This window comes from Bacillus sp. C30 (genome assembly GCF_040838255.1).
Taxonomy (GTDB): domain Bacteria; phylum Bacillota; class Bacilli; order Bacillales; family Bacillaceae_G; genus Bacillus_A; species Bacillus_A mycoides.
The window spans coordinates 1-22,962 of record NZ_JBFPJH010000035.1 but is presented as its reverse complement, the minus strand read 5'-3'; the positions used below and the strand labels follow the sequence as shown (position 1 = coordinate 22,962).

Here is a 22,962-nt window from a genome sequence, read left to right as displayed (position 1 = left end):
ATATAAAACTGTATTTATGTTCCTAATAGCTTACTTTTTCTACATTGATGGGGTAGATACAATTATCACTATGTCTACTGCTTACGGAACAGATCTCGGTATTAGTGCAACCAATCTATTAATCATCTTATTTGTAACACAAATTGTCGCTTGTCCATTTGCTTTATTATATGGAAAACTATCGGAAACATTTACCGGTAAAAAAATGCTATATGTCGGCATTATCATTTATATCATTATTTGCACATATGCTTATTTCTTAAAAACGACGTTTGATTTCTGGATTTTAGCAATGTTAGTTGCTACTTCTCAGGGCGGGATTCAAGCACTTAGCCGTTCTTATTTCGCAAAACTAGTACCGAAAGAATCTGCAAATGAATTCTTCGGATTTTATAATATCTTTGGTAAATTCGCAGCAATTATGGGTCCGGTATTAGTAGGTGTCACAACACAATTAACAGGAAAAACAAACGCTGGTGTCCTTAGTATTATTGTCCTATTTATTATCGGTGGATTCTTATTAACTAGAGTACCTGAAAATGATACGTCCGTTACACCACCTAATCCGAAAACTAAAACAATATAAGAGAAAGATCCCCTTCACACAAGAAGGGGATCTTTCTCTTATATTTTTAACGATAACGCCCTACAATTAAAAACTCTAAAGCTTGTACAAAAATAGTTTATCGACAGTTGTTCCTAATACTTCTGCTAACCGGAATGCTAGTGCTAAGCTTGGATCATATTTATTATTCTCAATTGCATTTATCGTCTGTCTTGATACGTTACACTTATCCGCTAATGCACCTTGTGAAATATTATTTGCAGTGCGCAATTCATAGATTTGATTTTTCACACCGTTTCTCCTAACCTGTAAAATCGTTTTTACATCATCAGTATATAGTTGGGGCATGTCATTGTCAAAAGATTGCCACAAGAAAAGGGAGCAATTCTGCTCCCTTACAATAGCTATTTCGAAACTAATCAATTCGTCATTTCCTCTCGATTCACAATATCTTCTTTCTTTATTTGCATACGTAAAACCGGACCTATCGCAAATAAAATAAGTGCCATTGCTATACAAAATACAGTAACTAGTGAGGTCATCTCCTTCAATCCTCCAGCTAGTGAAGTTCCAATTAACATTGCCCCCATGAACAGTGGTAAAATCGTTCCATTTACTCTTCCAATCATATTTTCTGGTACAAGTTGAATCATAAGCGTACCGACAACGATATTGACACAGGCTAAACAAATACCTGTTCCAAATCTCATGAAACTAGTAATCCAAAATGATGTAGATAACCCTTCTACTAAAAATGACATCGCTAATATGCTCATACCGAATACAAACATCTTTTTCGGATTCACTTTTGAAGCGAAAACTGCAGCAACAATACCACCAATTAACATACCGATTCCATCAGCTGCGGCTAAATATTGAACGGCTTCCTTTTCCATTCCAAGCCGTTCTATTACAAGAAACACTTCTAATGGATTCGTTAGTCCAACAGCTAAGCCCATAATGGTGAAAGTGATCGTAATCATACGTAAATTTTTCGTATGAAGAACGTATTTCCAACCTTCTTTTATATCATTTTTTAATGAACCTCTCGCCACTTGCTCTTGTTCCACCCATTTTGGTAAAAATGAAAGAGCGATAGCAGATAACAAAAATAAAATAATTAAGCTATATAGTGACGTAAATAAACCAAGTTGTGTGTACACAAGCGATCCTACCACTGGTCCAAAAATCATAAATAGCGACTGTAATGTTTGATTAAATGCAATCGCATTTGCTACCTGTTCTTCTTTTACATAGCGTTTAAATATACGCGAAGATGATGGCTGAGAAAACTGACCTACAATCGCGGAAATGAGTGTTGCAAAAAATATAGCCTGCCAATAATCCAGCTTTAACAACAAGACAATTCCTACAATAGACAGTACACTTAATACATCTCCAGCGACCATCGTTCTTTTCGGATTCCAGCGATCAGCTAGCGCCCCACCGATAAACGAGAAAATAAAAATAGGTGCATATTCCATAACCGATAACAAAGAAACTGAAACTGGATCATTATTCGTTCGCTCCATTATGAAATACAAAAGAGCCATATTTCTGATCCAAATTGCAAATTGTTGTAAAATATCAGATGCCATAACGAGCATAAATGCTCGGTTTTTAAATAAAGCGTTCATTTTCATTCCCCTTTCATAAACCGACCGTTCGGTCTAATTTATTTTGTAAGAAAAGCAACTGACCTATTATTCAGCTGCCATTCCTTTTAACAATACATCTATTGCCTTTTTATAAATACGTTTCAGCTCTTTATAATCTAACTCGTAGTAAAGTACTCCAAGCCCCGATAATAATCCATTCACAATATACATAAGATCACGCGTATCATCTTCTTGAAACTCTCCAGACTGTATACCTGCTTCAATTAATTTCTCAACCATAACATATGATTCTCTAGTTAAAGCTAACAGTTCATCCAGAATTTCTTTACTTACAACTTGGCTCATAGAGAATTCCTCTATTGCATTTGAAATGGGTTGCTGTATGTCCTCTACATAATATTCCGCGAGACCATATAGTTTTTCAGTACTAGTACTATACAACTTCTCTTTTTCATTCCATTTTTCAAGCCAATCATACGTATGCTGTTTCACTACAAATAAAAATAATTCTTCTTTACTTTTAAAGTGATAATAAATGCTTCCTTTACTTCTCTCTGTAATTTCACAAATCTCTTCCATAGATGTAGCTGCATAGCCCTTCTGTGAAAACAGACTTTCTGCTTTATAGGCAATTTCTTTCTTTATCTCTTCTGCGCTTCTTCTCATATTCACACCTCTTTAAACCGACCGTTCAGTCTAATAATAACAAATAAAAAAACTCTATCGCAAGAGGCTATACTCCTTATTTAAGAAAACGTACTTTCAAACCACATTCGAATCATATGTATTATTCCAAATTTAAATCCTCATTTAGTAAGAAATACGGTTCCCTTTTCATTTCCCCTAGCATGTTAAAAATATTTAATCAAACGTTTGTTTAACTGTTTTTATGCATATGTAAGCCAACTAATCAAACGTTTGTTTAAAAAGAAATACGCCCCCTATAAGGCGTATTCTCATCAATCACCACCGCAGCTACCTCCACTATCTCCACCAAAAGAACCTCCGCAATCATGTGAACCGCCATCGTGCGAGCTATCATTATCCGATCCAGCAAAGAAAAATAATGGTGATGAGCTGTTGGATGAATTATGAATGTTATTTTGTTTTGTAAGATTTACCTTCTTTTTGTTTGATCGAACTGCTGTTACGATCGTTCCAACTACAACAAATAATAGTATGACAATAATAAATTCCATATAAAAGCCTCCCTTAATCTTCGAATAATTGAATGGTTCTCTCTAAATTTTCAAGTGAAATGAAGCGCGATTCACGAAGGATCTCTTTTCCATTATAAAATAATAAAACTGTTGGCCCTGTAAATACTGCATATCGCCCCGCAATCTCTTGCATGTCTTGTAGTAATATTTCTACTTTCTCTACGTAATCATAATTCTCTAATACGCAATTTACTTTTCTTAACATAACATCACAAACACCACAATTTTCCGTTTTAATAAACAGCAGTACTAATTGTTGTCCTTCAATATATGTCGCTAATTCTTCTATCGTTTCAAATGTATTCATCTTATCCCTCTTAGCGTAATTTACGAAATACTTTACCCTGATACATACGAAAAGCTGAACTATCTTTAATCTCTCTCTTTTCCATTACCTGCTGAAAACGCAGCGTTTTTGCTGTTAACTCTTCTTGTAATTCTTTTCTCTCTACTTCATCATAACAGCACGCAATTAAGTCTTCTATTTTTAATATATCTTTTTGTAGTTCCATTTCTGGTGGAATCATACCTGCATTTTTCAAGATTTTATTACTCATTCTAAGTTCTGGAGGTACCATTGAAAGGTCTTCTAATTGTAGTGGTTTTCCTTTCCCCGGAATATGATCGAGATCACCATTCCGTATTGCTTGTCGAATTTTTTCTTCAGCAATGTTCAAAAAGACATCCACACCATTCGCTCCTTTACATATTTTTACTATTATTTTACATGATATTTTCTCATCTTGCTACGCTATTACAAATTGACTTTATACAATTTTTTCTCAAATTTAATTACAAGGAGCCTTTTCCTCCCTAATCAATATTTTATTTTCATGTGTAGTCTGTATTAGAGCCATTTAATATTGAGAAAATCTTTGTGAATCAAATAAAGCGTTTACACCAAATCTTGCATTTGCTACGATTTAATCACCCCCAGCTCCCTTGTATAGACTTCGTGATGTCTGATCATTTTTATCTAGACGTTTCATACGTCTAGATTCACTTTGGTTTATTGGCGCATGCCTTTAAATATATCTTTTATTTTGAAAGGAGAAATGACTATGAGATCAAAAAGATTCACGCTGCTATTACTATCCCTACTACTTTTCTTACCTCTTTTTCTCACAAACCTTATTACTCCAAATTTCGCATTAGCAGATTCACCAAAGCAAGGTCAAAAAATTGTTGGGTATTTTCCTTCATGGGGCGTTTACGGACGTAATTATCAAGTTGCAGACATTGATGCATCAAAGCTAACTCATTTAAACTATGCTTTCGCTGATATTTGCTGGAATGGAAAACATGGAAACCCTTCTACTCACCCCGATAATCCAAATAAACAAACGTGGAACTGTAAAGAATCTGGTGTACCACTGCAAAATAAAGAGGTCCCTAATGGCACTCTCGTACTCGGTGAACCATGGGCTGATGTCACAAAATCTTATCCGGGATCGGGTACAACTTGGGAAGATTGTGATAAATATGCCCGCTGTGGAAATTTCGGAGAACTGAAACGATTAAAAGCTAAGTATCCTCACTTAAAAACAATTATTTCAGTTGGTGGCTGGACTTGGTCTAACCGCTTTTCTGATATGGCCGCTGATGAAAAAACAAGAAAAGTGTTCGCTGAATCTACAGTAGCTTTTCTTCGCGAATATGGATTTGACGGCGTTGATTTAGACTGGGAATACCCGGGTGTTGAAACGATTCCTGGTGGTAGTTATCGTCCTGAAGATAAACAAAACTTCACCCTTCTGCTTCAAGATGTTCGAAATGCATTAACGAAAGCTGGTGCAGAAGATGGTAAACAATATTTACTAACAATCGCGTCAGGTGCAAGCCGACGTTATGCGGATCATACAGAGCTAAAGAAGATTTCTCAAATACTGGATTGGATTAATATTATGACATACGATTTCCACGGTGGATGGGAAGCTACTTCTAACCATAATGCTGCACTATACAAAGATCCAAATGACCCCGCAGCGGATACGAAATTTTACGTAGATGGTGCGATAGACATTTATACAAATGAAGGGGTTCCAGCGGATAAACTCGTATTAGGTGTACCTTTTTACGGACGTGGATGGAAAAGTTGCGGAAAAGAAAATAATGGGCAATACCAACCTTGTAAACCAGGTAGTGACGGAAAGCTCGCTTCTAAAGGTACTTGGGATGATTATTCTACCGGTGACACAGGTGTGTACGATTATGGTGATTTAGCATCTAATTATGTGAATAAAAATGGTTTTGTTCGCGGATGGAACGATGTAGCGAAAGTACCTTATTTATATAATGCGACTACAGGAACCTTTATTAGCTATGATGACAATGAATCTATGAAATATAAAACAGACTATATAAAGACAAAGGGTTTAAGTGGCGCAATGTTTTGGGAACTAAGCGGGGATTGCCGTACAAGTCCAAAATATAGTTGTAGTGGACCAAAATTACTTGATACGCTAGTAAAAGAATTACTTGGTGGACCTATTACTCAAAAAGATACTGAACCACCAACAAACGTAAAAAATATTGCTGTTACAAATAAAAATTCAAACTCAGTTCAATTAAACTGGACTGCATCTACTGATAACGTAGGCGTTACTGAATATGAAATTACTGCCGGAGAAGAGAAATGGAGTACAACAACAAATAGCATTACAATTAAAAACTTGAAACCTAATACAGAATACACATTTTCAGGATTAGCAAAAGATGCTGCTGGTAACAAATCACAACCTACTTCTATTCTTATAAAAACAGATGATGCTAACACAACACCTCCTGGTGGAAATGGCAATGCTACCTTTTCAGTCACTTCAAATTGGGGAAGTGGTTACAACTTCTCAATTATAATTAAAAATAGCGGAACGACCCCTATTAAAAACTGGAAATTAGAATTTGATTATAACGGCAATTTAACACAAGTTTGGGATTCTAAAATTAGTAGTAAAATAAATAATCATTACGTAATTACGAATGCAGGATGGAATGGTGAAATTCCCCCTGGTGGATCAGTTACAATCGGAGGGGCAGGAACAGGCAATCCCGCCGAACTTGTAAATGCATCCATTAACGAAAACTAAACGTAACCTCCATTAATTATTTCACTAAAGTTTGAATTTAGGTTTGAGTGCTCTATCCTAAATTCAAACTTTTAATTTTATGAAAAATCACAATTTATATTATAATAACCTATTATGATTATATTTAGTTTCTGATATGAAGTTCGCGTGAAGTTCATCTGAATTTTACATGAATTTCCTTTAAGTTCTATTGTCTTCCCATACTAATCACATTATCCTTTACATATAGGAATCATTTCCATTCCATTTCAAACTATCTATATATATAAAAAGATAGTAGCCTATTAGGGAAAGGCATCTAGTATTATTATAAATATAACCAAAGAAAAAGAACTCTTATGGTGCGCTTATAAGCGCACCATAAGAGTTCTTTTTCATACAATTCTCATTTGAGAGTTCTCGAAAATCATGTTAATCACAAAGAAAAGGCATTAGCTCATAAAAGCTAATGCCTTTTCTTTGTGATTATTGTTAAACGTTCCATTTTTCGATATTCCATATTTTCGTTATCCATGCTTCATAGAAAGAGGGCTCATGTGAAACAATTAAAACTGTACCTTTATATTGTTTTAACGCTTCCTGTAAATCCGTCTTAGTCTCTGTATCCAAATGGTTAGTTGGTTCATCTAAAATTAAAACATTGCTTTTAGTTACGATAAGTTCGCATAATCGTACTTTTGTTTGTTCTCCTCCACTTAATAACTGGATAGGTTTTAATACATGTTCTTCTTTCAATCCGCACTTTGCTAATGCTTGTCGGATTTCTTTTCTTGTCATATCTGGTCTCCCTGCCCATACTCTTTCTAGTGCAGTTATTTCTGAGGAAAATTCCTCTTGTGCAAAATAAGCGGGTTTTACTCGTTCCCCAACAGAAACTGAGCCGCCTAACGGTTTTATTTGTCCTAGTAATGTTTTTAACATTGTTGTTTTTCCAATCCCATTATGACCAATAATCGCAATCTTTTCCCCTTTTTTCACTTGAAAATCCAATTCCGGAAATAACGGTTCACCATAACCAATTTTCAGTTTCTCTACCTGTAATATACGACTCACTGGCTCAGTATAAACATTAAAATCAAAACGGGCGCGAGGTACATCGTTAACCTTTTCAACCTTTTTCATTTTCTCTAATACTTTTTCACGACTTTTCGCTTGTTTCGCTTTACGGATTTTATTTTTTTGAATAAAACCCTCTAAATGTACAATTTCTTTTTGTTGTTTCGCATACGCCGCTTGTAATTGTTTCCTTTGTAATTGATAACTTTGCAAAAAGGTTTCATAATCTCCCGCATAGCGCTTAACCTTTCGTTCTTCTAGATGATAAATAACATTCGTAATATTGTTCAAAAATATTTCATCATGCGAAATGATAATATAAGCTTTTTCATACATTTGTAAATATGATTGCAACCATTCTATATGTGCTGTATCTAAATAGTTAGTTGGCTCATCTAATAATAAAACATCCGCTTTTTCTAAAAGGAGTTTCCCAAGTAACAACTTTGTCCGCTGACCACCACTTAACTTTGAAACATCCTTTTCCAATCCTATTTCAAACAAGCCTAAGCCTGTTGCTACTTCCTCAATTTCTGTATGAATTTGATAAAAATTAGAATTCTCCAATATAGTTTGTAACTCTCCATACCTTACTAACAATTTCGCTACTTCTCCTGCTCCAGCCATCTCTTCTGTAAGTTTTAACATGTCACGTTCCAACTCATACAGGTTAGAAAACGCACTTTGCAAGTATTCTTCAATTGTTATGCCTTCTTGTAAATCTATATGCTGTTGCAAAAAGCCAATCTTCACATGTGGAAACCATTCAATTTTCCCATCATCATGTATAAGTTCTCCCGTTAACAAGCGTAATAATATTGATTTTCCAATTCCATTTTTCCCTACTAGCCCAACATGTTCGCCCTTTAATAATCGAAAGCAAGTATTATATAAAATGGTTTTCTCACCATATGAATGACTTACATTTTCTACTGTTAATATACTCATCTTTTCTCTCTCCTTTTCTTATGATCCATAAGCTAAATAGAGAGAACAACAGTATAAAGCCTTATTTAGTTATACATATAAAAATGGGTAAGGTGAATACACCTTACCCATTACATATTATCGTAAGAAAGGATTAAGGTTCTTTACCTGCTGTCTTCAATTTAGCTTCATCTTTAAAAATGGGCAGACTTCTCCCGTATCAAGCTAAAACCATTTGAAGAACAGTTGATAAAGTCATTTTATCCTTTCACTCCTTTAACGTTTGTTATATTAAGAGTATAAATCACTCTGTTATATTCTATTCTCTACTTTTTCTTTTGTTCCTTCTTCCAATTTATCCGATGTTAATGAACCCACTATTTCCCCTATAGATTTCATCTTTCTCCTTCAATAGAAAAAAGCCTCTTAACAGCAATTATACAAAAAACTGTTAAAAGACTTTTTTCTATTTTTTCATGTAAGGAGCCAATACTCTTAAAATTTCTTCCTTATCCTTCTTTAACTCAAGAGATGTTAACATATCCATCGTTCGCGGCCTAGGTAATTCCACTTGGACCTCGCCAACTATTGATGCTGGTCTTTGAGATAAAATAAATACGCGATCAGAAAGTAAAATTGCCTCATCTAAGTCATGTGTAACCATAACAATTGTTTGCTTTTCTTGATGCCAAGAATTTAAAAGCCAACTGTGTACTTCCATTTTTGTAAATGCATCTAATTTTCCAAAAGGCTCATCCAGCAGCATAATTGGCTTTTCACATAAATACGTACGAAGGAAACTAATTCTTTGACGCATTCCACCTGATAACTCATCTGGATAATGATCTGCGTATTCATCTAGCTCAAATTGCTTTAATGCTTCCATTCCTTCTGTCAGCCTTTGTCTTTTAGGCTTCCCTTCGATTTCCAATGGAAGAACGATATTTTGCAAAGCCGATCGCCACGGTAGTAATAAATCTTGTTGCGGCATATAACTAACAACATCTTGTTTTTTTACATACTCCTCGTTATAAAACACTTCTCCGCTCGTTGGCTCTTCAACACTTGCAATCATATTTAACAATGTACTTTTTCCACAACCACTCGGACCTACAAAAGAGACAAACTCTCCCTCTTGTATAGACGCACTAATATTTGCTAATACATTCTTTCCATCGAAAGCTTTTACAATATCTTTTATTTGTAATCCACTCATTTTTCACTTGGAAGGAATTCATTTGTAAAGGCATCTTTTACATCGATTTTCTTTTTAATAACTTTGTTGTCATATAAGAAATTCATGTAATTCGTCCAAATCTCTTCCTTCTGTACTCCCCACGCTTTTGCATCATCTTGATACTTTGTACTTAACCACTTTTGGCTTTCTTGTACTAATTCTTTATTCACATCTGGAACAGCTTTAATTAAAATATCCGCAGCTTCTTTCGGTTCTTTAATTGCAAAATCATAACCTTCTGTCGTTGCCGTCATAAATTTTTTCACAAAATCTTTATCTTGCTTCGTATGTTTTTCACTTGTTATAATAACAGGACTATAGAAATCAAGCGCTGGATCTAAGTCTTTTACCATAATTGTATTTAACTCTTTTCCTTGACGCTTCGCTTCAATTCCATCCCATCCATAATAAATCCATTCAAAGTCTGCATCACGACCGATTGATTTAAAGAAATCTGTTTGTCCAAGAATAATTTTTTCAACTTTATTAAAATCAGCTTGATGTTTCTCCATAATCGTCTTTAACGTCGCTTCTTCTGCTGGTCCCCCCCAGCCGCCATAACGTTTACCTTCAAAATCTTTCGGTGACGTCATATTATCTTTTTTTAGAGATGCAAAAGCAGAGGTATTATGCTGAATAATTGCACCAACAGAAACAACTGGGATTCCTTCAACACGAGCTAATGTTACATTTTCTTGTGCGCTTATCGCAAAGTCTGCTTTCCCAGAAGCAATCATCTGCTCTGCCGTTACATTATCACCAGGCTGGATAATTTCTACATCAAGCCCTTGCTTTTTGTAATAATCTTTCGTTTGCGCTACATATAAGCCAGTATGATTCGTATTTGGAAACCAATCTAAAACGACTTTTACTTTTTTATCTTTACTTGAACTTTCTTCTTTCTTCGCCGGATTACATCCAGCAACAGTTACTGCTAATAATGCAGCTAACATAATTTTTAAACCTTTTTTCATTTTCTGCCGCCCTTTCTGTATATCCATGGTGCTGTTATTCTTGCCATAAATTCAACAATAAAGTACAGACATAATGTCACCATGACGATAATCGCTGCAACACCAAATACTCGAGCCGTTAAAAAGGATTTTGTTGCTCTTGTAAGCATAACTCCTAATCCTTCGCTGGCACCAAGCCATTCCCCAATAATCGCCCCCATCACACTATATGTAACAGCAATTTTTAAACCTGAGAAGAAGTATGGGAGTACTGCTGGAAACTTTACTTTCTGGTAAACTTGCCATTTCGTTGCCTTCATTGTTTGTAACAGTTTCAGCATATTTTTATCTACCGTTTGGAAACCTTCTAAAATGCTAAGCGCAATTGGGAAGAAACAAACAAGAATAACAACCATTACTTTTGGCAACATTCCGTATCCAAACCAAATAATAAATAATGGTGCGAGCACAACGATTGGAATTGTTTGCGAAATAACGAGCAATGGATTCATTAAAATCCGAAATAAAGGGATGACATCCATAATGATAGCAATACTCGTCCCAAGTAAAATTGCAAAAAACAACCCAATTATTACTTCCTGTAACGTTTGCACTGTATTCGGTAATAGTAAATCTTTCATTCCAATTAACTCTTGCACAATTGCAGACGGCTTCGGTAAAATCCACGGCTCAATTTTAAATAATGAAACAGATCCTTCCCATATAGCAATGAGAAGGATAAGCCAAATTGTTGTGATTATTTTAGATCGCTTCTGGTTTTGCATATTCATCACGGTACTTCCAAACTTTTTCGTCAATCGTTACGCCTGTACTTGGACGATAGTGAATTTTAATAGAAGTGATTACTTCTTCTGCTCCAGCATCGACGCAAGCTTGTTGCGCGCGTTTAATGACGTCAAGAAGTACATCTAATTCTCCTTCCAACGTTGTTTCCATTGCCCCTACTTCATAACGAACTCCCGACTGTTGTACAACTTCAATTGCTTTATCAACAACGGAATACACATCTTTGTTCTTCGCTTGTGGTACTACTGAAAATGAAATTGTAACTTGTTGTGACATAATAAAATCCCCCTTACAAAATATGGTTTCAAAAAAAGAAAAGGCTTTCCTACCATGTAGGAAAGCCTTGTATACAAGTTATTCTATAATAACTTATGCTACATCACTTTAAAGTAACTCCCTACGCTGGCATTATCCAGATCAGGTTGAGGGTCGATGTATACTTACATCCTCTCAGCCAATTGGCTCCCCGGTTCTTAATTCGTTTTCATTGTAGCATGATTTATTTTATTGAACAAACAAAAGCATGCATAATCACTTCATTTAACTTTTGAATTCCCCAATTAACTCTTGTAACTCCTGTGAAAGCCAACTTAAAGAACTAGCTAATTCAGCAATATCTTGTACAGACATTTCCTGTTCTTTCATACTTTCTTGAACATTACTACTACTATTCGCATACTTATTTGCGATAAGTGATAGTTCATTTACAACACGAACAATATTTTGGCTATTTTGCAATATATCACTTGAATTGCTAGAAACAGCTCTAACTTGATTGGTAACAGTTTGTGCTGATTTCGAAATTTTTTCAAAGAAAGCACCACTACTTTCAACAAGTTTAATTCCTGATTCTACTTCTTTTGAAGCTTTTTGCATTGAAACAACAGCTTCTTCCGTTCCAGCTTGTGTTTCCCCAATTAATTTTGCTATATCTTTTGCTGATGCTTCCGTCTGCTCTGCTAATTTACGCACTTCATCAGCAACAACGGCAAATCCCTCTCCAGTTTCCTCAGCACGTGAAGCTTCAATAGTAGCATGTAAAGCTAGCGAATTAGTTTGATTTGAAATACCTGTAATTTCAGTTACAATATCACTAATTTCTTTTGATCTTGCTTCCAAAGAATAAATAATAGAAGATAAATCTTGTACTGCATTTTGTATTATGTTCATTTGATTAATCGCCTGTTTAATAACACCATTTCCTTTTCCTGAATGATGCTCTATACCTTCAGACTCTTTCGCCATTTGTTTTGCAGCATTCGTTATCTCTTCCATCTTATCTTCCATTTCATATACAATACCTAAATACTGTGGTACTGAAGTTTCTTGTGACTGGGCGCCAGCTCTTAACTCAACCATAGAACTTACGATTTCTTGAACTGCCATGCTATTCTCTTTCGTACTCACTGACAATTCTTTTGAAGATGAGGAAACCTGTTCTGCTGTCTGCTTCACTTTATCTATAATTCCTTTAAACTTCTCGATGGTATTATTAAAATACGCATTAATAATACCAATATCATCTGGTCTTTCCTCTAATTTAATACTTAAATCACCTTCACCGACTTTGCGCAACCCTTCACGTAAATCCCGCAATGGAGCAAGTGCGTTACGTACGATTAAGAATTGAATAACAGTTGCAATTAAAACAGAAATACAAATAAACATTAAACCTTGTATAATGAATTTTCCCTTTGTAATAGGAACAATAGAGGCATCTACATCGGCTGCAACAATTGCCACAATATTATCTTCTCCATCTTTAATTGGCTCTAATATCGTTACCCATGATCCTAATGCGTCTTCATATACTACTGTCATGTTTGCTTTTTTCGTGCTCATTACCTTATCATATGCTTTCATCCAAAGATCTGGTTGTTTATAATAGTCCCCCGGCTTTACTTCAACAACATTTGCTAAGTCTGTAGACAAGTCGACGATTTGTAACTCACCTTTTTCATTTTCTTTTGCTCCAACAATATACGTTTGTCCAACACTGTTCAATTCTTCCGTTGATTCATCTAATTTCTCTGTTAACTTCTCTCTCTTTTCTCTTTCTGCCGTTGGATCTTTTGCAACATCTCTCACTATTTCTGCGTCTAATTTATGTAATACCGTATCTCCTGTTTCAAAAGAATGCCTTTCAAATATAGACATCATACTATTTTGAAACATGTTAAAACTTAACGCCCCCATACTACCAACAAGCGTCAAAATAACTAATACAGTTAACAATACATTTTTTTGAAGAAATGATAGCTTGTGCCAATACTTTTCCATTAACATCACCTTTCTAAATTAACTTAGTATAAAGTAAAACTATTAAAATATAAACCTCATCAATAAATGATAACGATTCTCATTTGTTTACAAATAAAAAAAAGACCAATGAAAAAGCATTGGTCAAAACCAACCCTATCCGTCCGGTAACTGGCTAGCATAGTCATTTGACCTTAGCCCCTGTAGTTTTGCGCCCTCATGTTTCCATCAGTTTGCCTTTCTCGCTGAACGAGTTGAACGATATGGGAGTTCTATGAGAATTTAAATATTCTCTTTCAAAGATTACAACATAAAAATTAAAATGTCCACTTATTTAGAGATTTAAATATAAAGTTTTAATGTATTATTTTTTCGAAATAATTTAACAAAGTTCGTGAATGTTACATTTCTTGTGTTATATAATAAAAAACGTATACAACACAAGGATTATTCCGGATATTGATTTAATTTTCTTTCAAATTAAATTATTCGAATATATCTTAACTTACGAATTTCGGAGGTAGTTTATCATGTTTTGGCTACAATTTCTTACGTTACTACTCTGCATTTTTATTGGTGCACGCTTAGGCGGAGTTGGTCTAGGAGTAATGGGTGGCGTTGGTATGGCAATACTTGTTTTCGTCTTCCACTTACAACCTACAGCTCCTCCTATTGATGTAATGCTTATGATTTTAGCAGTAATTACAGCTGCCGGTGCTTTGCAAGCTGCTGGAGGAATGGATTACCTTGTCTACCTTGCTGAGAAAGCATTACGAAAAAATCCAAAGCGTATTACATTTTTTGCTCCTATTGTTACTTATTTATTCACGCTATGCGCGGGAACTGGTCATGTCGCTTATTCTGTACTTCCCGTTATCGCCGAAGTATCTCGCGAATCAGGAATTAGACCTGAACGACCAATGTCAATTGCCGTTATCGCTTCCCAGCAGGCAATTACAGCTAGTCCAATATCGGCTGCAACAGTTGCACTTTTAGCAATGTTAGCCGACTATAAAATCACCTTGTTAGATATTTTAAAAGTCAGTATCCCTTCTACTTTTATTGCTTGTATGGTAGCTGCATTCGTTGCTAGTAAAATGGGAAAAGAATTAAATGAAGACCCTGAATACTTGAAGCGATTAAAAGAGGGAATGATCCCTAAACTTGAAGAGAAAAAAGAATTTGCGGGTGTAAAAGGCGCTAAATTATCAGTTATCCTTTTCCTAGTAGGAACTTTCCTTGTCGTACTTCTTGGTTCATTTGAAGCCCTTCGTCCGGGATGGATGGTTGACGGGAAGTTAGCTCGTCTTTCCATGCCAAACACAATTGAAATGGTCATGTTAACCATTGCTGCTCTCATTATTATTTTCTGTAAACCAAATGTGGAAAGCATTGTAACTGGTAACGTCTTTAAAGCAGGCGCAACAGCAGTTGTTGCTATTTTTGGTATCGCTTGGATGGGAGATACTTTCTTCAACGGAAACTTAAATATAATTCAAGGATCAATTCAACACTTAGTGACAAGTGCACCATGGCTATTTGCTATTGCACTATTCATTCTATCTATTTTACTGTATAGCCAAGCAGCAACAGTTCGTGCTTTAGTGCCACTCGGACTATCACTTGGTATTCCGCCGGCATTACTTATTGCGATGTTCCCTGCAGTAAATGGATATTTCTTCATTCCAAACTACGGGACAATCGTTGCTGCAATTAACTTTGACCGTACTGGTACAACAGGAATTGGTAAATATGTTTTAAATCATAGCTTTATGATTCCTGGCCTAATCGCAACATTCACTTCTATCGGAATTGGAATGCTCTTAATTTCAATTATGTTTTAAATAAAGTGAAACTTTAATCAGTGGGGGGGTTTGTTCATCCCCCACTGATTATTAGCCCGCACCAATCGGGCTTTTACGGGCAGTTGATCTCCCACCTAACCTCTTTGTTAAAGCCGAATTTTGAGGTGGGAGTTTTACTGCCCGGCGAATAGCGGGATAAAAGCACAAACCTACAATTTTAAAGGGTTTGTGCTTTTTTTAATCAAACGTTTGTTTAAAAAAATTGAAACTTTAATCAGTGGGTTTTGTTCACCCCCCCACTGATTATTAGCCCGCACCAATCGGGCTTTTACCGGCGTAAGACTCCCACAAATAGCAGGATAAACGAAACAACTCATTTTGCGACTCTACAAACTCTTATTTACTTCCTCAACTAATTTCTTCGTACTTTCATACGCAGATTCCGCTAAGCTAATCGCTGAAATAACTGAAACACCATCCGCACCCGCTTCTATAACAGAAGCTGTATTTTCAATTGTAATCCCACCAATCCCAACGATCGGTATTGTAATCTCTTGTTCCCTAAAATACTTTAGACCTTCCGTTCCTTGAACCGCTTTTGTATCTTTTTTCGTACTCGTCGGGAAAATTGGACCAACTCCTAAATAATCGGCTCCATTTTCAATCGCCCAGCGTGCTTCTTCAATTGTATGTGTAGATACTCCAATAATTTTATCTCCCATTTTTTTACGAACAGATGTAATTCCTTCATCATCTTGTCCAACATGCACGCCATCTGCATCTAACTCGAGGGCTAGTTCCACATCATCATTTACGATGAATGGTACGCCGTACTCCTTGCAAAGCGCTTGTAGTTCTTTCGCAAAATCAATACGTTTCTCTCCCGTTAAAGCCCCTTCTCCCTTTTCACGAAGTTGAAAAATTGTTATACCACCTTCTAGTGCATCTCTCAATACTTGTAGTGGCTCCTTCGTACAATTGTTACTTCCCATAATAAAATATACTGGTAATAACCTAGACATTTCATCCATTGTAATGCGCGACATCTAGTTCCTCTCCTTACTGTATAACCTCAATCTTTCCATACTTCTCAATATCATCTGAAGTTGTATTCGCTAACTGATTTAAAAATTCAATTTGAAAGCTTCCTGGTCCATTCTCTACTGTTTTCGAAGCCGCTATTTCTGCTGCTACTCCATAGAATGTTAATGCAGCTACTGCTGCCTTTACATAATCCTTTTCTACCGCTACAAATGCTCCTATTACAGAAGTTAGTAAACAACCTGTTCCAGTAACTTTCGTTAAAATAGGATGTCCATTTCGAATAAGAATAGTTCGCTCTCCATCTGTAACAACATCTTCTTGTCCAGTAATTGCCGCAACTGTATTTAATTCATCTGCTGCCTGTTTTGCAATATTTACAACATTACCGTTGCCAGTACCAGCGTCTACACCTTTAATTTCCCATTTCTCATTAATAACGTTAGCTATTTCAGCTGCATTTCCGCGAATAACAGCTAAATCGATTTCAGCCGGAATATATCTCGCAACTTCTGTTCGATAAGAAGTTGCTCCTGCCCCAACTGGATCAAACAATACTGGTACATCATTCTTATTTGCTGATTTACCAGCAAGTAACATCGCTTCTACCTCTTCAGGACGAAGTGTACCCATATTTAAAACAAGGGCTCCCGCAATGCTAGCCATTTCAGCTACTTCTTCTTTTGCATACGCCATTACAGGTGATGCTCCTAATGCTAACAAACCGTTTGCTGTAAAATTTGTTACAACAACATTTGTAATATTATGAACGAGCGGATTAGACTCTCTTACCAAATCCACTACTTTACTAATTTCTTTCATATTCATTCTTTTCATCTCCTAACTATAGTGATGGGAGATACACAAAAAGGCACTTTGCGCGTACGCAAAGTGCCTGAACATGTGCTTTTACACTCTCCCTACGCTGGCATTATCCAACAGGTTCAAATGGTCAATGACGGACTAGTAGTCATACTCTCAGTTTGCATCCACAAACTCCCATGTGTTTATTATTCATCTACTTCAAAGTCTACTCTTATTCTAGTAAAATAACAAGTTCTTTACTTTTATAAAATGATAGAGATCATAACTCTCCTGGTTCAACCATTCTTCGCCTTTATATAAGTAAAACTCTCACACGTATATTTCATCACAAATAACTCAAACCGTCAGCAAGACTGAATAGAACAAAGATGTATGCTATATTTAACGTATGGAAATTTGAAAGGATGTTTTTAAATATGGCAAAAAGTATTGTAATTGCTGAAAAACCTTCTGTTGCACGTGATATCGCACGTGTACTGAAATGTGATAAAAAAGGGAACGGCTATCTTGAAGGTAGTAAATATATTGTTACTTGGGCTTTAGGTCATCTCGTTACATTAGCTGATCCAGAAAGCTATGATGTGAAATATAAACAGTGGAATTTAGAAGATTTACCAATGCTACCTGAGCGTTTAAAACTAACAGTTATTAAACAAACAGGGAAACAGTTTAACGCTGTAAAAAGTCAGCTTCTTAGAAAAGATGTAAATGAAATCATTATAGCTACTGACGCCGGTCGTGAGGGAGAGTTGGTCGCACGCTGGATTATCGATAAAGTTAAAATGCAGAAACCGATTAAACGTCTATGGATTTCATCTGTTACCGATAAAGCAATTAAAGATGGCTTCGCAAATTTAAAACCAGGAAAAGCATATGACAATCTATACGCTTCGGCTGTCGCACGTTCAGAGGCTGACTGGTATATCGGGCTTAATGCGACTCGAGCATTAACTACTCGCTTTAATGCCCAACTAAATTGTGGTCGTGTTCAAACACCTACTGTAGCCATGATTGCAAGCCGTGAGGATGAAATCAAACATTTCAAAGCTCAAACTTATTATGGTATCGAAGCTCAAACAGCTGAGAGATTAAAGCTAACTTGGCAAGATACAAAAGGAAATAGCCGTAGCTTTAATAAAGAAAAAACTGATGCAATCGTGAACAAAATTAGTAAACAAAATGCTACTGTTGTAGACATTGATAAAAAACAAAAGAAATTGTTCGCTCCTGGTCTTTACGATTTAACTGAACTACAACGTGATGCGAATAAAATATTTGGTTACTCTGCGAAAGAAACATTAAACATTATGCAAAAATTATATGAACAGCATAAAGTTTTAACGTACCCTCGTACAGATTCACGCTATATTTCATCTGATATTGTCGGAACACTTCCAGAGCGTCTGAAGGCTTGCGGAGTTGGAGAATACCGTCCTTTAGCACATAAAGTATTGCAGAAACCTGTAAAATCTAATAAATCATTTGTTGATGATAGTAAAGTAAGTGATCATCACGCAATTATCCCAACAGAGAGCTATGTAAACTTCTCAGCTTTCACAGATAAAGAACGTAAAATTTATGACTTAGTTGTAAAACGTTTCTTAGCTGTTTTATTCCCGGCCTTTGAATATGAACAACTAACATTGCGCACGAAAATTGGTGACGAAACGTTCATCGCACGCGGAAAAACGATTTTACATGCTGGTTGGAAAGAGGTTTATGCAAATCGATTTGAAGATGATGATGCAAGCGATGATGTAAAAGAACAAATCTTACCTCGCATCGAAAAAGGCGATACATTAAACATAAAACTAATTGTCCAAACATCAGGTCAAACGAAAGCACCTGCACGTTTTAATGAAGCAACATTACTTTCAGCGATGGAAAACCCAACAAAATACATGGATACGCAAAACAAACAACTTGCTGACACGTTAAAGTCAACTGGTGGATTAGGTACTGTAGCTACACGAGCTGATATTATCGACAAGTTATTCAATTCGTTCTTGCTTGAAAAACGTGGTAAAGATATTCACATTACTTCAAAAGGCCGTCAGTTACTTGATTTAGTGCCAGAAGAACTGAAATCTCCTACACTAACTGGTGAATGGGAGCAAAAGTTAGAAGCTATCGCTAAAGGAAAATTAAAGAAAGAAGTATTCATTTCAGAAATGAAGAACTATACGAAAGAAATTGTTGCTGAAATTAAATCGAGTGATAAGAAATATAAACACGACAACATTTCAACGAAGTCTTGTCCAGACTGTGGTAAACCAATGTTAGAAGTAAACGGTAAAAAAGGTAAAATGCTTGTATGCCAAGATCGCGAATGTGGTCACCGTAAAAATGTATCCCGCACTACAAATGCACGCTGTCCTCAGTGTAAAAAGAAACTAGAACTTCGTGGTGAAGGAGCAGGCCAAATTTTCGCATGTAAATGTGGCTATCGTGAGAAACTTTCTACATTCCAAGAGAGACGTAAAAAAGAATCCGGCAGCAAAGCTGATAAACGCGACGTTCAAAAATATATGAAACAGCAGAACAAAGAAGAAGAACCATTAAACAATCCATTCGCAGAAGCATTAAAGAAATTAAAATTTGATTAAACAAAAAGGTTCCTACCACTATCGGTAGGAACCTTTTATTTTTAATGAATAATTTTACTTCCTTTTGCGTTCTCAACAAACTTTTCACTTGATTTGTTAATTGGTGTTTTCAGTAATAATGCAGCCACAACCATGATTACTACGAAAGCACTTAACACAAGTAAATCTCTAGTTACTATATCCCAAAGCATTCCACCTACTGTTTCACGAATTGCACTAATAGCATATGTGAATGGCAAGAACGGATAAATCGCTTGGAAGAATGGTGGTGTCATTTGAATTGGGAACGTACCGCCCGATCCTGCTACTTGTAGTACAAGTAAAATAATCGCCATCGATTTCCCAACGTTTCCGAAAATAGAAACGAGTGAGTACACGATACAAACAAATACTCCCCCAATAAATAAACTAAATAACACAAACCAGAACTTATCGACTACGTACGTACCCAGTAAGAATATATCTCCCATTGATACGATAAACGCTTGTGAAAGACCTATCGTTAAGAATGTTAATAAACGTCCGAAGTAAACTTCATGGCTCTTATAATTCGCGCCCTCTTCGTGTACTTCTACCGTTAATAATGAAACCATTAATAATGCGCCTACCCATAATGCAAGCACTGTATAGAATGGTGACATTGCTGAACCGTAGTTCGGCATTGCAAATAATTTATTCTCTTTTAAATTTACTGGATTTGCAAAGTAGTCACTTTGCTTTTCAACATCATTCTTTAATAAGCGTATGATGTCTTTTATATCCTCTTCAGATTCAAAATCACGAATTTTATCTGCTAATTCTTTAATCTTTTTCTCAGTCTCCGGCATTTCAGCTTTAATGTCTGCTAATTTCTTTCTACCGTCTACTAAGCCTTTTGATGAATCTTCTAGTAATTTTTTAACATCTGGAAGCTTTTTGTCTGCATCATTTAAAATTTGAGTTGTATTTTTCGACATCTCTTTTGTACGAGCAATTGCTGTATTGAAGCCTGGTACAATTTCTGCATCATACGTCGATAATACATCTGCTAATTGAGCTGCTCCGCCTTTCGCAGCATTGTTAATACTTTCAATTACATCTTTTGTCGGTTTCTGGCCATTGTTAAGAAGTGTAATACCCTTATTCGTTGCCTCTACACCTTTTTGTAAACTGCTTTTCGCTTTATTTAATTTTGCAATTCCATTATTAAGGTTTTTATCACTATTTACATCTGCTAAAACCTTATTTGTGCTTTCTAGAACGGGAATCATATCATCAATTAAACCGATTCCAGATTGGAATTGACCATTTAAGCTATTTAAAGCTACTTTTGTTGAATCTAAACCGTTAACACCTTTATTTTGTATATCTTCTTTTGCTTTTTGTAAATCTGCTTTAGCACCTTCAAGGCCATTTTTCGCTTTATCGTAATCTGCTTTTGCATTATCATATGCTGCATTTGCATCAACTTTAGCTTGATCTACTGTACTAACTGCTTTTTGATAATCTGCTACAAATGTTTCATTATAATCTTTTTCAGCTCGATCGATTAAAGCATTTGTTTCATTTAGTTTCTGATTGATTCCATCTCGCACATCTTGTTTTACTTCTTGACCTGTGCTAATCAAATCATTTAAACGTTTAAATCGATTATTTAAATCTTGTTGTCCATCTTTAATAGCTGTTAAATGCTCTTTTCTTGTTTTAAAGAAATTTTGCCCAAACTCAGTTTGAGCTCCTTGCTCTAAACGAGCCATAACATCAATTACATAAGAGAGATTGTCAATATGCGTTTGAAGATTATTAGATATAGTTGAAATATTTTTCTTAGCTATCTCTGGGTCAACGCTCCCATTTTGCAATCCATCCATAACACTTTGTGCATAAGCTGTTCCTGCACGGGATGAACTTAAAACATTATTGACTGTTTGATTAATATTTTGCGCTATATTTTTATAACCATCACTATTCAACTTAGAAAGGTCCGGTCTCGCTGGGAATTCAGGCAATCCATTCATTCCAGACAAATCAGGAATAGCTAAATCCACACCCGGATTCATTAAAAAGTCAGTAAATGCAGCTGCACTATCCATAACACCTTTTGCTGCTACTAAATCATTTCTTATCGTTCCTGGAGCATTCTTTAATGTTTGGTCTTGTCTTGCAAAGAACTTATCTAAATTTGCCAACGCTTCTTGCCCATCATTTATTACACTCTCTACAACAGGTAGATCTTTTTGTGCTACTTTCACGATATCTTCCGCTCGAGTCGCATCATCTAACGCCTTATCCATAAGTGTATTCATTTCTGGGAACTGCGCTTCTAATTTAAATACAAGATCTTTTACTTTCTCGATGCTTGGTAAGTTAGTTTCTAAATCGATTCCAAGGTCATTGAAGATTTCAAAAATCTCACCGTTTGCTGTTTTAACAAAGTTTTTACTAACCTCTTCTGTAAGACCCGATGCACCTTTAGCTGTAATTTTCGGTGCAATCGCATTTACTTTTTCATTTACATAGTAATCAAGTTCTGGTTTCTGTGGATTTTCATTCAAGACCGTTGCAATCTTTTCAGAAAAATCTTTTGGAATAGTAATACTTGCGGAATAATCTCCACGCTCTACTCCATAAATTGCTTGCTTTTCATCAACAAACTTCCACCCGAAATTTTTGTCCTTCTTAAGTGAATCTACAATTTCTTTCCCGATATTAATATCTTTCCCTCTTAAATTTGATCCAACATCTTGGTTAGAAACTGCAATCTGGATTCCTTTCGTATTTCCGTAAGGATCCCAAGAAGCTTTGATGTTAAACCATGCATATAACGATGGTAAAATCATTAACCCTAAAACAATAACAATTGCAGCCCAATGTTTGGCTACATTCCGTAAATCTGTCTTATAAATACGCCAAATTTGTTTCATAAAAGTTATCACCTAATTATATATTTTTCCTTCTTTAGAAAATGATACATACA

The 22,962-nt window shown here is 35.7% G+C and carries 19 protein-coding genes and 3 riboswitches; of the genes, 4 read left to right on the top strand and 15 right to left on the bottom strand.

The genetic code is table 11. The annotated features are described in order from the left end of the window. The coding region (locus AB3X49_RS06620; protein ID WP_367961066.1) for an MFS transporter at positions 1-586 on the top strand (586 nt) is incomplete at its 5' end. A 75-nt stretch (positions 587-661) separates the two neighbouring features. On the opposite strand, the gene AB3X49_RS06615 is transcribed toward AB3X49_RS06620, so the two are convergent. The 6 genes from AB3X49_RS06615 to AB3X49_RS06585 all read right to left on the bottom strand — a co-directional run bounded on the left by AB3X49_RS06615 (position 662) and on the right by AB3X49_RS06585 (position 4,093). Then, entirely contained in the window at positions 662-913 is a 252-nt protein-coding gene (locus tag AB3X49_RS06615; protein ID WP_003187029.1) for a helix-turn-helix transcriptional regulator, read from the bottom strand. A 71-nt stretch (positions 914-984) separates the two neighbouring features. After that, entirely contained in the window at positions 985-2,202 is a 1,218-nt protein-coding gene (locus AB3X49_RS06610; protein WP_002124988.1) for an MFS transporter, read from the bottom strand. Positions 2,203-2,268: 66 nt separating this feature from the next. Further along, complete coding sequence (locus tag AB3X49_RS06605; protein WP_002124986.1) at positions 2,269-2,850, bottom strand: TetR/AcrR family transcriptional regulator; 582 nt, start codon at positions 2,848-2,850, stop codon at positions 2,269-2,271. Between the two features lie 293 nt (positions 2,851-3,143). Further along, on the bottom strand, positions 3,144-3,383 hold the full coding sequence (locus AB3X49_RS06595) for a hypothetical protein (RefSeq protein ID WP_063226365.1): 240 nt from the start codon (positions 3,381-3,383) through the stop codon (positions 3,144-3,146). Between the two features lie 13 nt (positions 3,384-3,396). Next, the gene (locus tag AB3X49_RS06590) at positions 3,397-3,711 is read right to left on the bottom strand and encodes a thioredoxin family protein (protein WP_002063639.1); all 315 of its coding nucleotides are present in this window, start codon (positions 3,709-3,711) and stop codon (positions 3,397-3,399) included. 10 nt (positions 3,712-3,721) lie between these two features. Further along, on the bottom strand, positions 3,722-4,093 hold the full coding sequence (locus tag AB3X49_RS06585) for a DnaJ family domain-containing protein (protein ID WP_367961063.1): 372 nt from the start codon (positions 4,091-4,093) through the stop codon (positions 3,722-3,724). A 372-nt stretch (positions 4,094-4,465) separates the two neighbouring features. Here AB3X49_RS06585 and AB3X49_RS06580 point away from each other — a divergent pair, with 372 nt between their 5' ends. Then, on the top strand, positions 4,466-6,490 hold the full coding sequence (locus AB3X49_RS06580; protein WP_367961061.1) for a glycosyl hydrolase family 18 protein: 2,025 nt from the start codon (positions 4,466-4,468) through the stop codon (positions 6,488-6,490). A gap of 471 nt (positions 6,491-6,961) precedes the next feature. Here the strand turns inward: AB3X49_RS06580 and AB3X49_RS06575 are convergent, their stop codons facing one another. The 6 genes from AB3X49_RS06575 to AB3X49_RS06550 all read right to left on the bottom strand — a co-directional run bounded on the left by AB3X49_RS06575 (position 6,962) and on the right by AB3X49_RS06550 (position 13,750). Continuing rightward, positions 6,962-8,494 carry an ABC-F family ATP-binding cassette domain-containing protein gene (locus tag AB3X49_RS06575; RefSeq protein WP_367961059.1) on the bottom strand — a complete coding sequence of 511 codons (1,533 nt, stop codon included), beginning with the start codon at positions 8,492-8,494 and terminating at the stop codon, positions 6,962-6,964. Positions 8,495-8,939: 445 nt separating this feature from the next. Then, positions 8,940-9,689 carry an ABC transporter ATP-binding protein gene (locus AB3X49_RS06570; RefSeq protein WP_002124980.1) on the bottom strand — a complete coding sequence of 250 codons (750 nt, stop codon included), beginning with the start codon at positions 9,687-9,689 and terminating at the stop codon, positions 8,940-8,942. Further along, positions 9,686-10,684: an ABC transporter substrate-binding protein gene (locus AB3X49_RS06565; protein WP_002124979.1), complete on the bottom strand. Its 999-nt coding sequence runs from the start codon at positions 10,682-10,684 to the stop codon at positions 9,686-9,688. The genes AB3X49_RS06570 and AB3X49_RS06565 overlap by 4 nt, the downstream gene beginning before the upstream one ends. Continuing rightward, a complete protein-coding gene (locus AB3X49_RS06560; RefSeq protein WP_002091231.1) occupies positions 10,681-11,454 on the bottom strand; it encodes an ABC transporter permease in 774 nt (257 codons plus the stop codon). Before AB3X49_RS06560 ends, AB3X49_RS06565 begins: the two co-directional genes overlap by 4 nt. Then, on the bottom strand, positions 11,426-11,746 hold the full coding sequence (locus tag AB3X49_RS06555; RefSeq protein ID WP_000082898.1) for an MTH1187 family thiamine-binding protein: 321 nt from the start codon (positions 11,744-11,746) through the stop codon (positions 11,426-11,428). Before AB3X49_RS06555 ends, AB3X49_RS06560 begins: the two co-directional genes overlap by 29 nt. Before the next feature lie 101 nt (positions 11,747-11,847). Further along, positions 11,848-11,949: riboswitch (TPP riboswitch) on the bottom strand. Positions 11,950-12,010: 61 nt separating this feature from the next. Further along, on the bottom strand, positions 12,011-13,750 hold the full coding sequence (locus AB3X49_RS06550) for a methyl-accepting chemotaxis protein (RefSeq protein WP_262449484.1): 1,740 nt from the start codon (positions 13,748-13,750) through the stop codon (positions 12,011-12,013). A 142-nt stretch (positions 13,751-13,892) separates the two neighbouring features. Further along, positions 13,893-13,977: riboswitch (cyclic di-GMP riboswitch) on the bottom strand. A gap of 282 nt (positions 13,978-14,259) precedes the next feature. On the opposite strand from AB3X49_RS06550, the gene AB3X49_RS06545 reads away from it, so the two are divergent. Next, positions 14,260-15,573 (top strand): anaerobic C4-dicarboxylate transporter family protein, encoded by a 1,314-nt coding sequence (locus tag AB3X49_RS06545; RefSeq protein WP_002029556.1) that lies wholly within the window; start codon positions 14,260-14,262, stop codon positions 15,571-15,573. Between the two features lie 347 nt (positions 15,574-15,920). On the opposite strand, the gene thiE is transcribed toward AB3X49_RS06545, so the two are convergent. Then, on the bottom strand, positions 15,921-16,580 hold the full coding sequence (gene thiE, locus AB3X49_RS06540; protein WP_328010783.1) for a thiamine phosphate synthase: 660 nt from the start codon (positions 16,578-16,580) through the stop codon (positions 15,921-15,923). A 13-nt stretch (positions 16,581-16,593) separates the two neighbouring features. Further along, entirely contained in the window at positions 16,594-17,403 is an 810-nt protein-coding gene (gene thiM / locus AB3X49_RS06535) for a hydroxyethylthiazole kinase (RefSeq protein WP_328010781.1), read from the bottom strand. A gap of 72 nt (positions 17,404-17,475) precedes the next feature. Continuing rightward, a riboswitch (TPP riboswitch) is annotated at positions 17,476-17,588 on the bottom strand. Between the two features lie 228 nt (positions 17,589-17,816). Here thiM and topB point away from each other — a divergent pair. Then, positions 17,817-20,006, top strand: coding sequence for a DNA topoisomerase III (topB, locus tag AB3X49_RS06530; protein WP_256491337.1), 2,190 nt, complete (start codon positions 17,817-17,819; stop codon positions 20,004-20,006). A gap of 41 nt (positions 20,007-20,047) precedes the next feature. Here topB and AB3X49_RS06525 read toward each other — a convergent pair whose 3' ends face one another. After that, a complete protein-coding gene (locus tag AB3X49_RS06525) occupies positions 20,048-22,909 on the bottom strand; it encodes a YhgE/Pip domain-containing protein (protein WP_367961054.1) in 2,862 nt (953 codons plus the stop codon). Positions 22,910-22,962 lie beyond the last annotated feature (53 nt).

Excerpts from the sequence above, each read along its gene's own strand:
- AB3X49_RS06615 (WP_003187029.1), bottom strand. The coding sequence starts at position 913 with ATGCCCCAACTATATACTGATGATGTAAAAACGATTTTACAGGTTAGG.
- AB3X49_RS06610 (WP_002124988.1), bottom strand. The coding sequence starts at position 2,202 with ATGAACGCTTTATTTAAAAACCGAGCATTTATGCTCGTTATGGCATCT.
- AB3X49_RS06605 (WP_002124986.1), bottom strand. The coding sequence starts at position 2,850 with ATGAGAAGAAGCGCAGAAGAGATAAAGAAAGAAATTGCCTATAAAGCA.
- AB3X49_RS06595 (WP_063226365.1), bottom strand. The coding sequence starts at position 3,383 with ATGGAATTTATTATTGTCATACTATTATTTGTTGTAGTTGGAACGATC.
- AB3X49_RS06590 (WP_002063639.1), bottom strand. The coding sequence starts at position 3,711 with ATGAATACATTTGAAACGATAGAAGAATTAGCGACATATATTGAAGGA.
- AB3X49_RS06580 (WP_367961061.1), top strand. The coding sequence starts at position 4,466 with ATGAGATCAAAAAGATTCACGCTGCTATTACTATCCCTACTACTTTTC.
- AB3X49_RS06575 (WP_367961059.1), bottom strand. The coding sequence starts at position 8,494 with ATGAGTATATTAACAGTAGAAAATGTAAGTCATTCATATGGTGAGAAA.
- AB3X49_RS06570 (WP_002124980.1), bottom strand. The coding sequence starts at position 9,689 with ATGAGTGGATTACAAATAAAAGATATTGTAAAAGCTTTCGATGGAAAG.
- AB3X49_RS06565 (WP_002124979.1), bottom strand. The coding sequence starts at position 10,684 with ATGAAAAAAGGTTTAAAAATTATGTTAGCTGCATTATTAGCAGTAACT.
- AB3X49_RS06560 (WP_002091231.1), bottom strand. The coding sequence starts at position 11,454 with ATGAATATGCAAAACCAGAAGCGATCTAAAATAATCACAACAATTTGG.
- AB3X49_RS06555 (WP_000082898.1), bottom strand. The coding sequence starts at position 11,746 with ATGTCACAACAAGTTACAATTTCATTTTCAGTAGTACCACAAGCGAAG.
- AB3X49_RS06550 (WP_262449484.1), bottom strand. The coding sequence starts at position 13,750 with ATGGAAAAGTATTGGCACAAGCTATCATTTCTTCAAAAAAATGTATTG.
- AB3X49_RS06545 (WP_002029556.1), top strand. The coding sequence starts at position 14,260 with ATGTTTTGGCTACAATTTCTTACGTTACTACTCTGCATTTTTATTGGT.
- thiE (WP_328010783.1), bottom strand. The coding sequence starts at position 16,580 with ATGTCGCGCATTACAATGGATGAAATGTCTAGGTTATTACCAGTATAT.
- thiM (WP_328010781.1), bottom strand. The coding sequence starts at position 17,403 with ATGAATATGAAAGAAATTAGTAAAGTAGTGGATTTGGTAAGAGAGTCT.
- topB (WP_256491337.1), top strand. The coding sequence starts at position 17,817 with ATGGCAAAAAGTATTGTAATTGCTGAAAAACCTTCTGTTGCACGTGAT.
- AB3X49_RS06525 (WP_367961054.1), bottom strand. The coding sequence starts at position 22,909 with ATGAAACAAATTTGGCGTATTTATAAGACAGATTTACGGAATGTAGCC.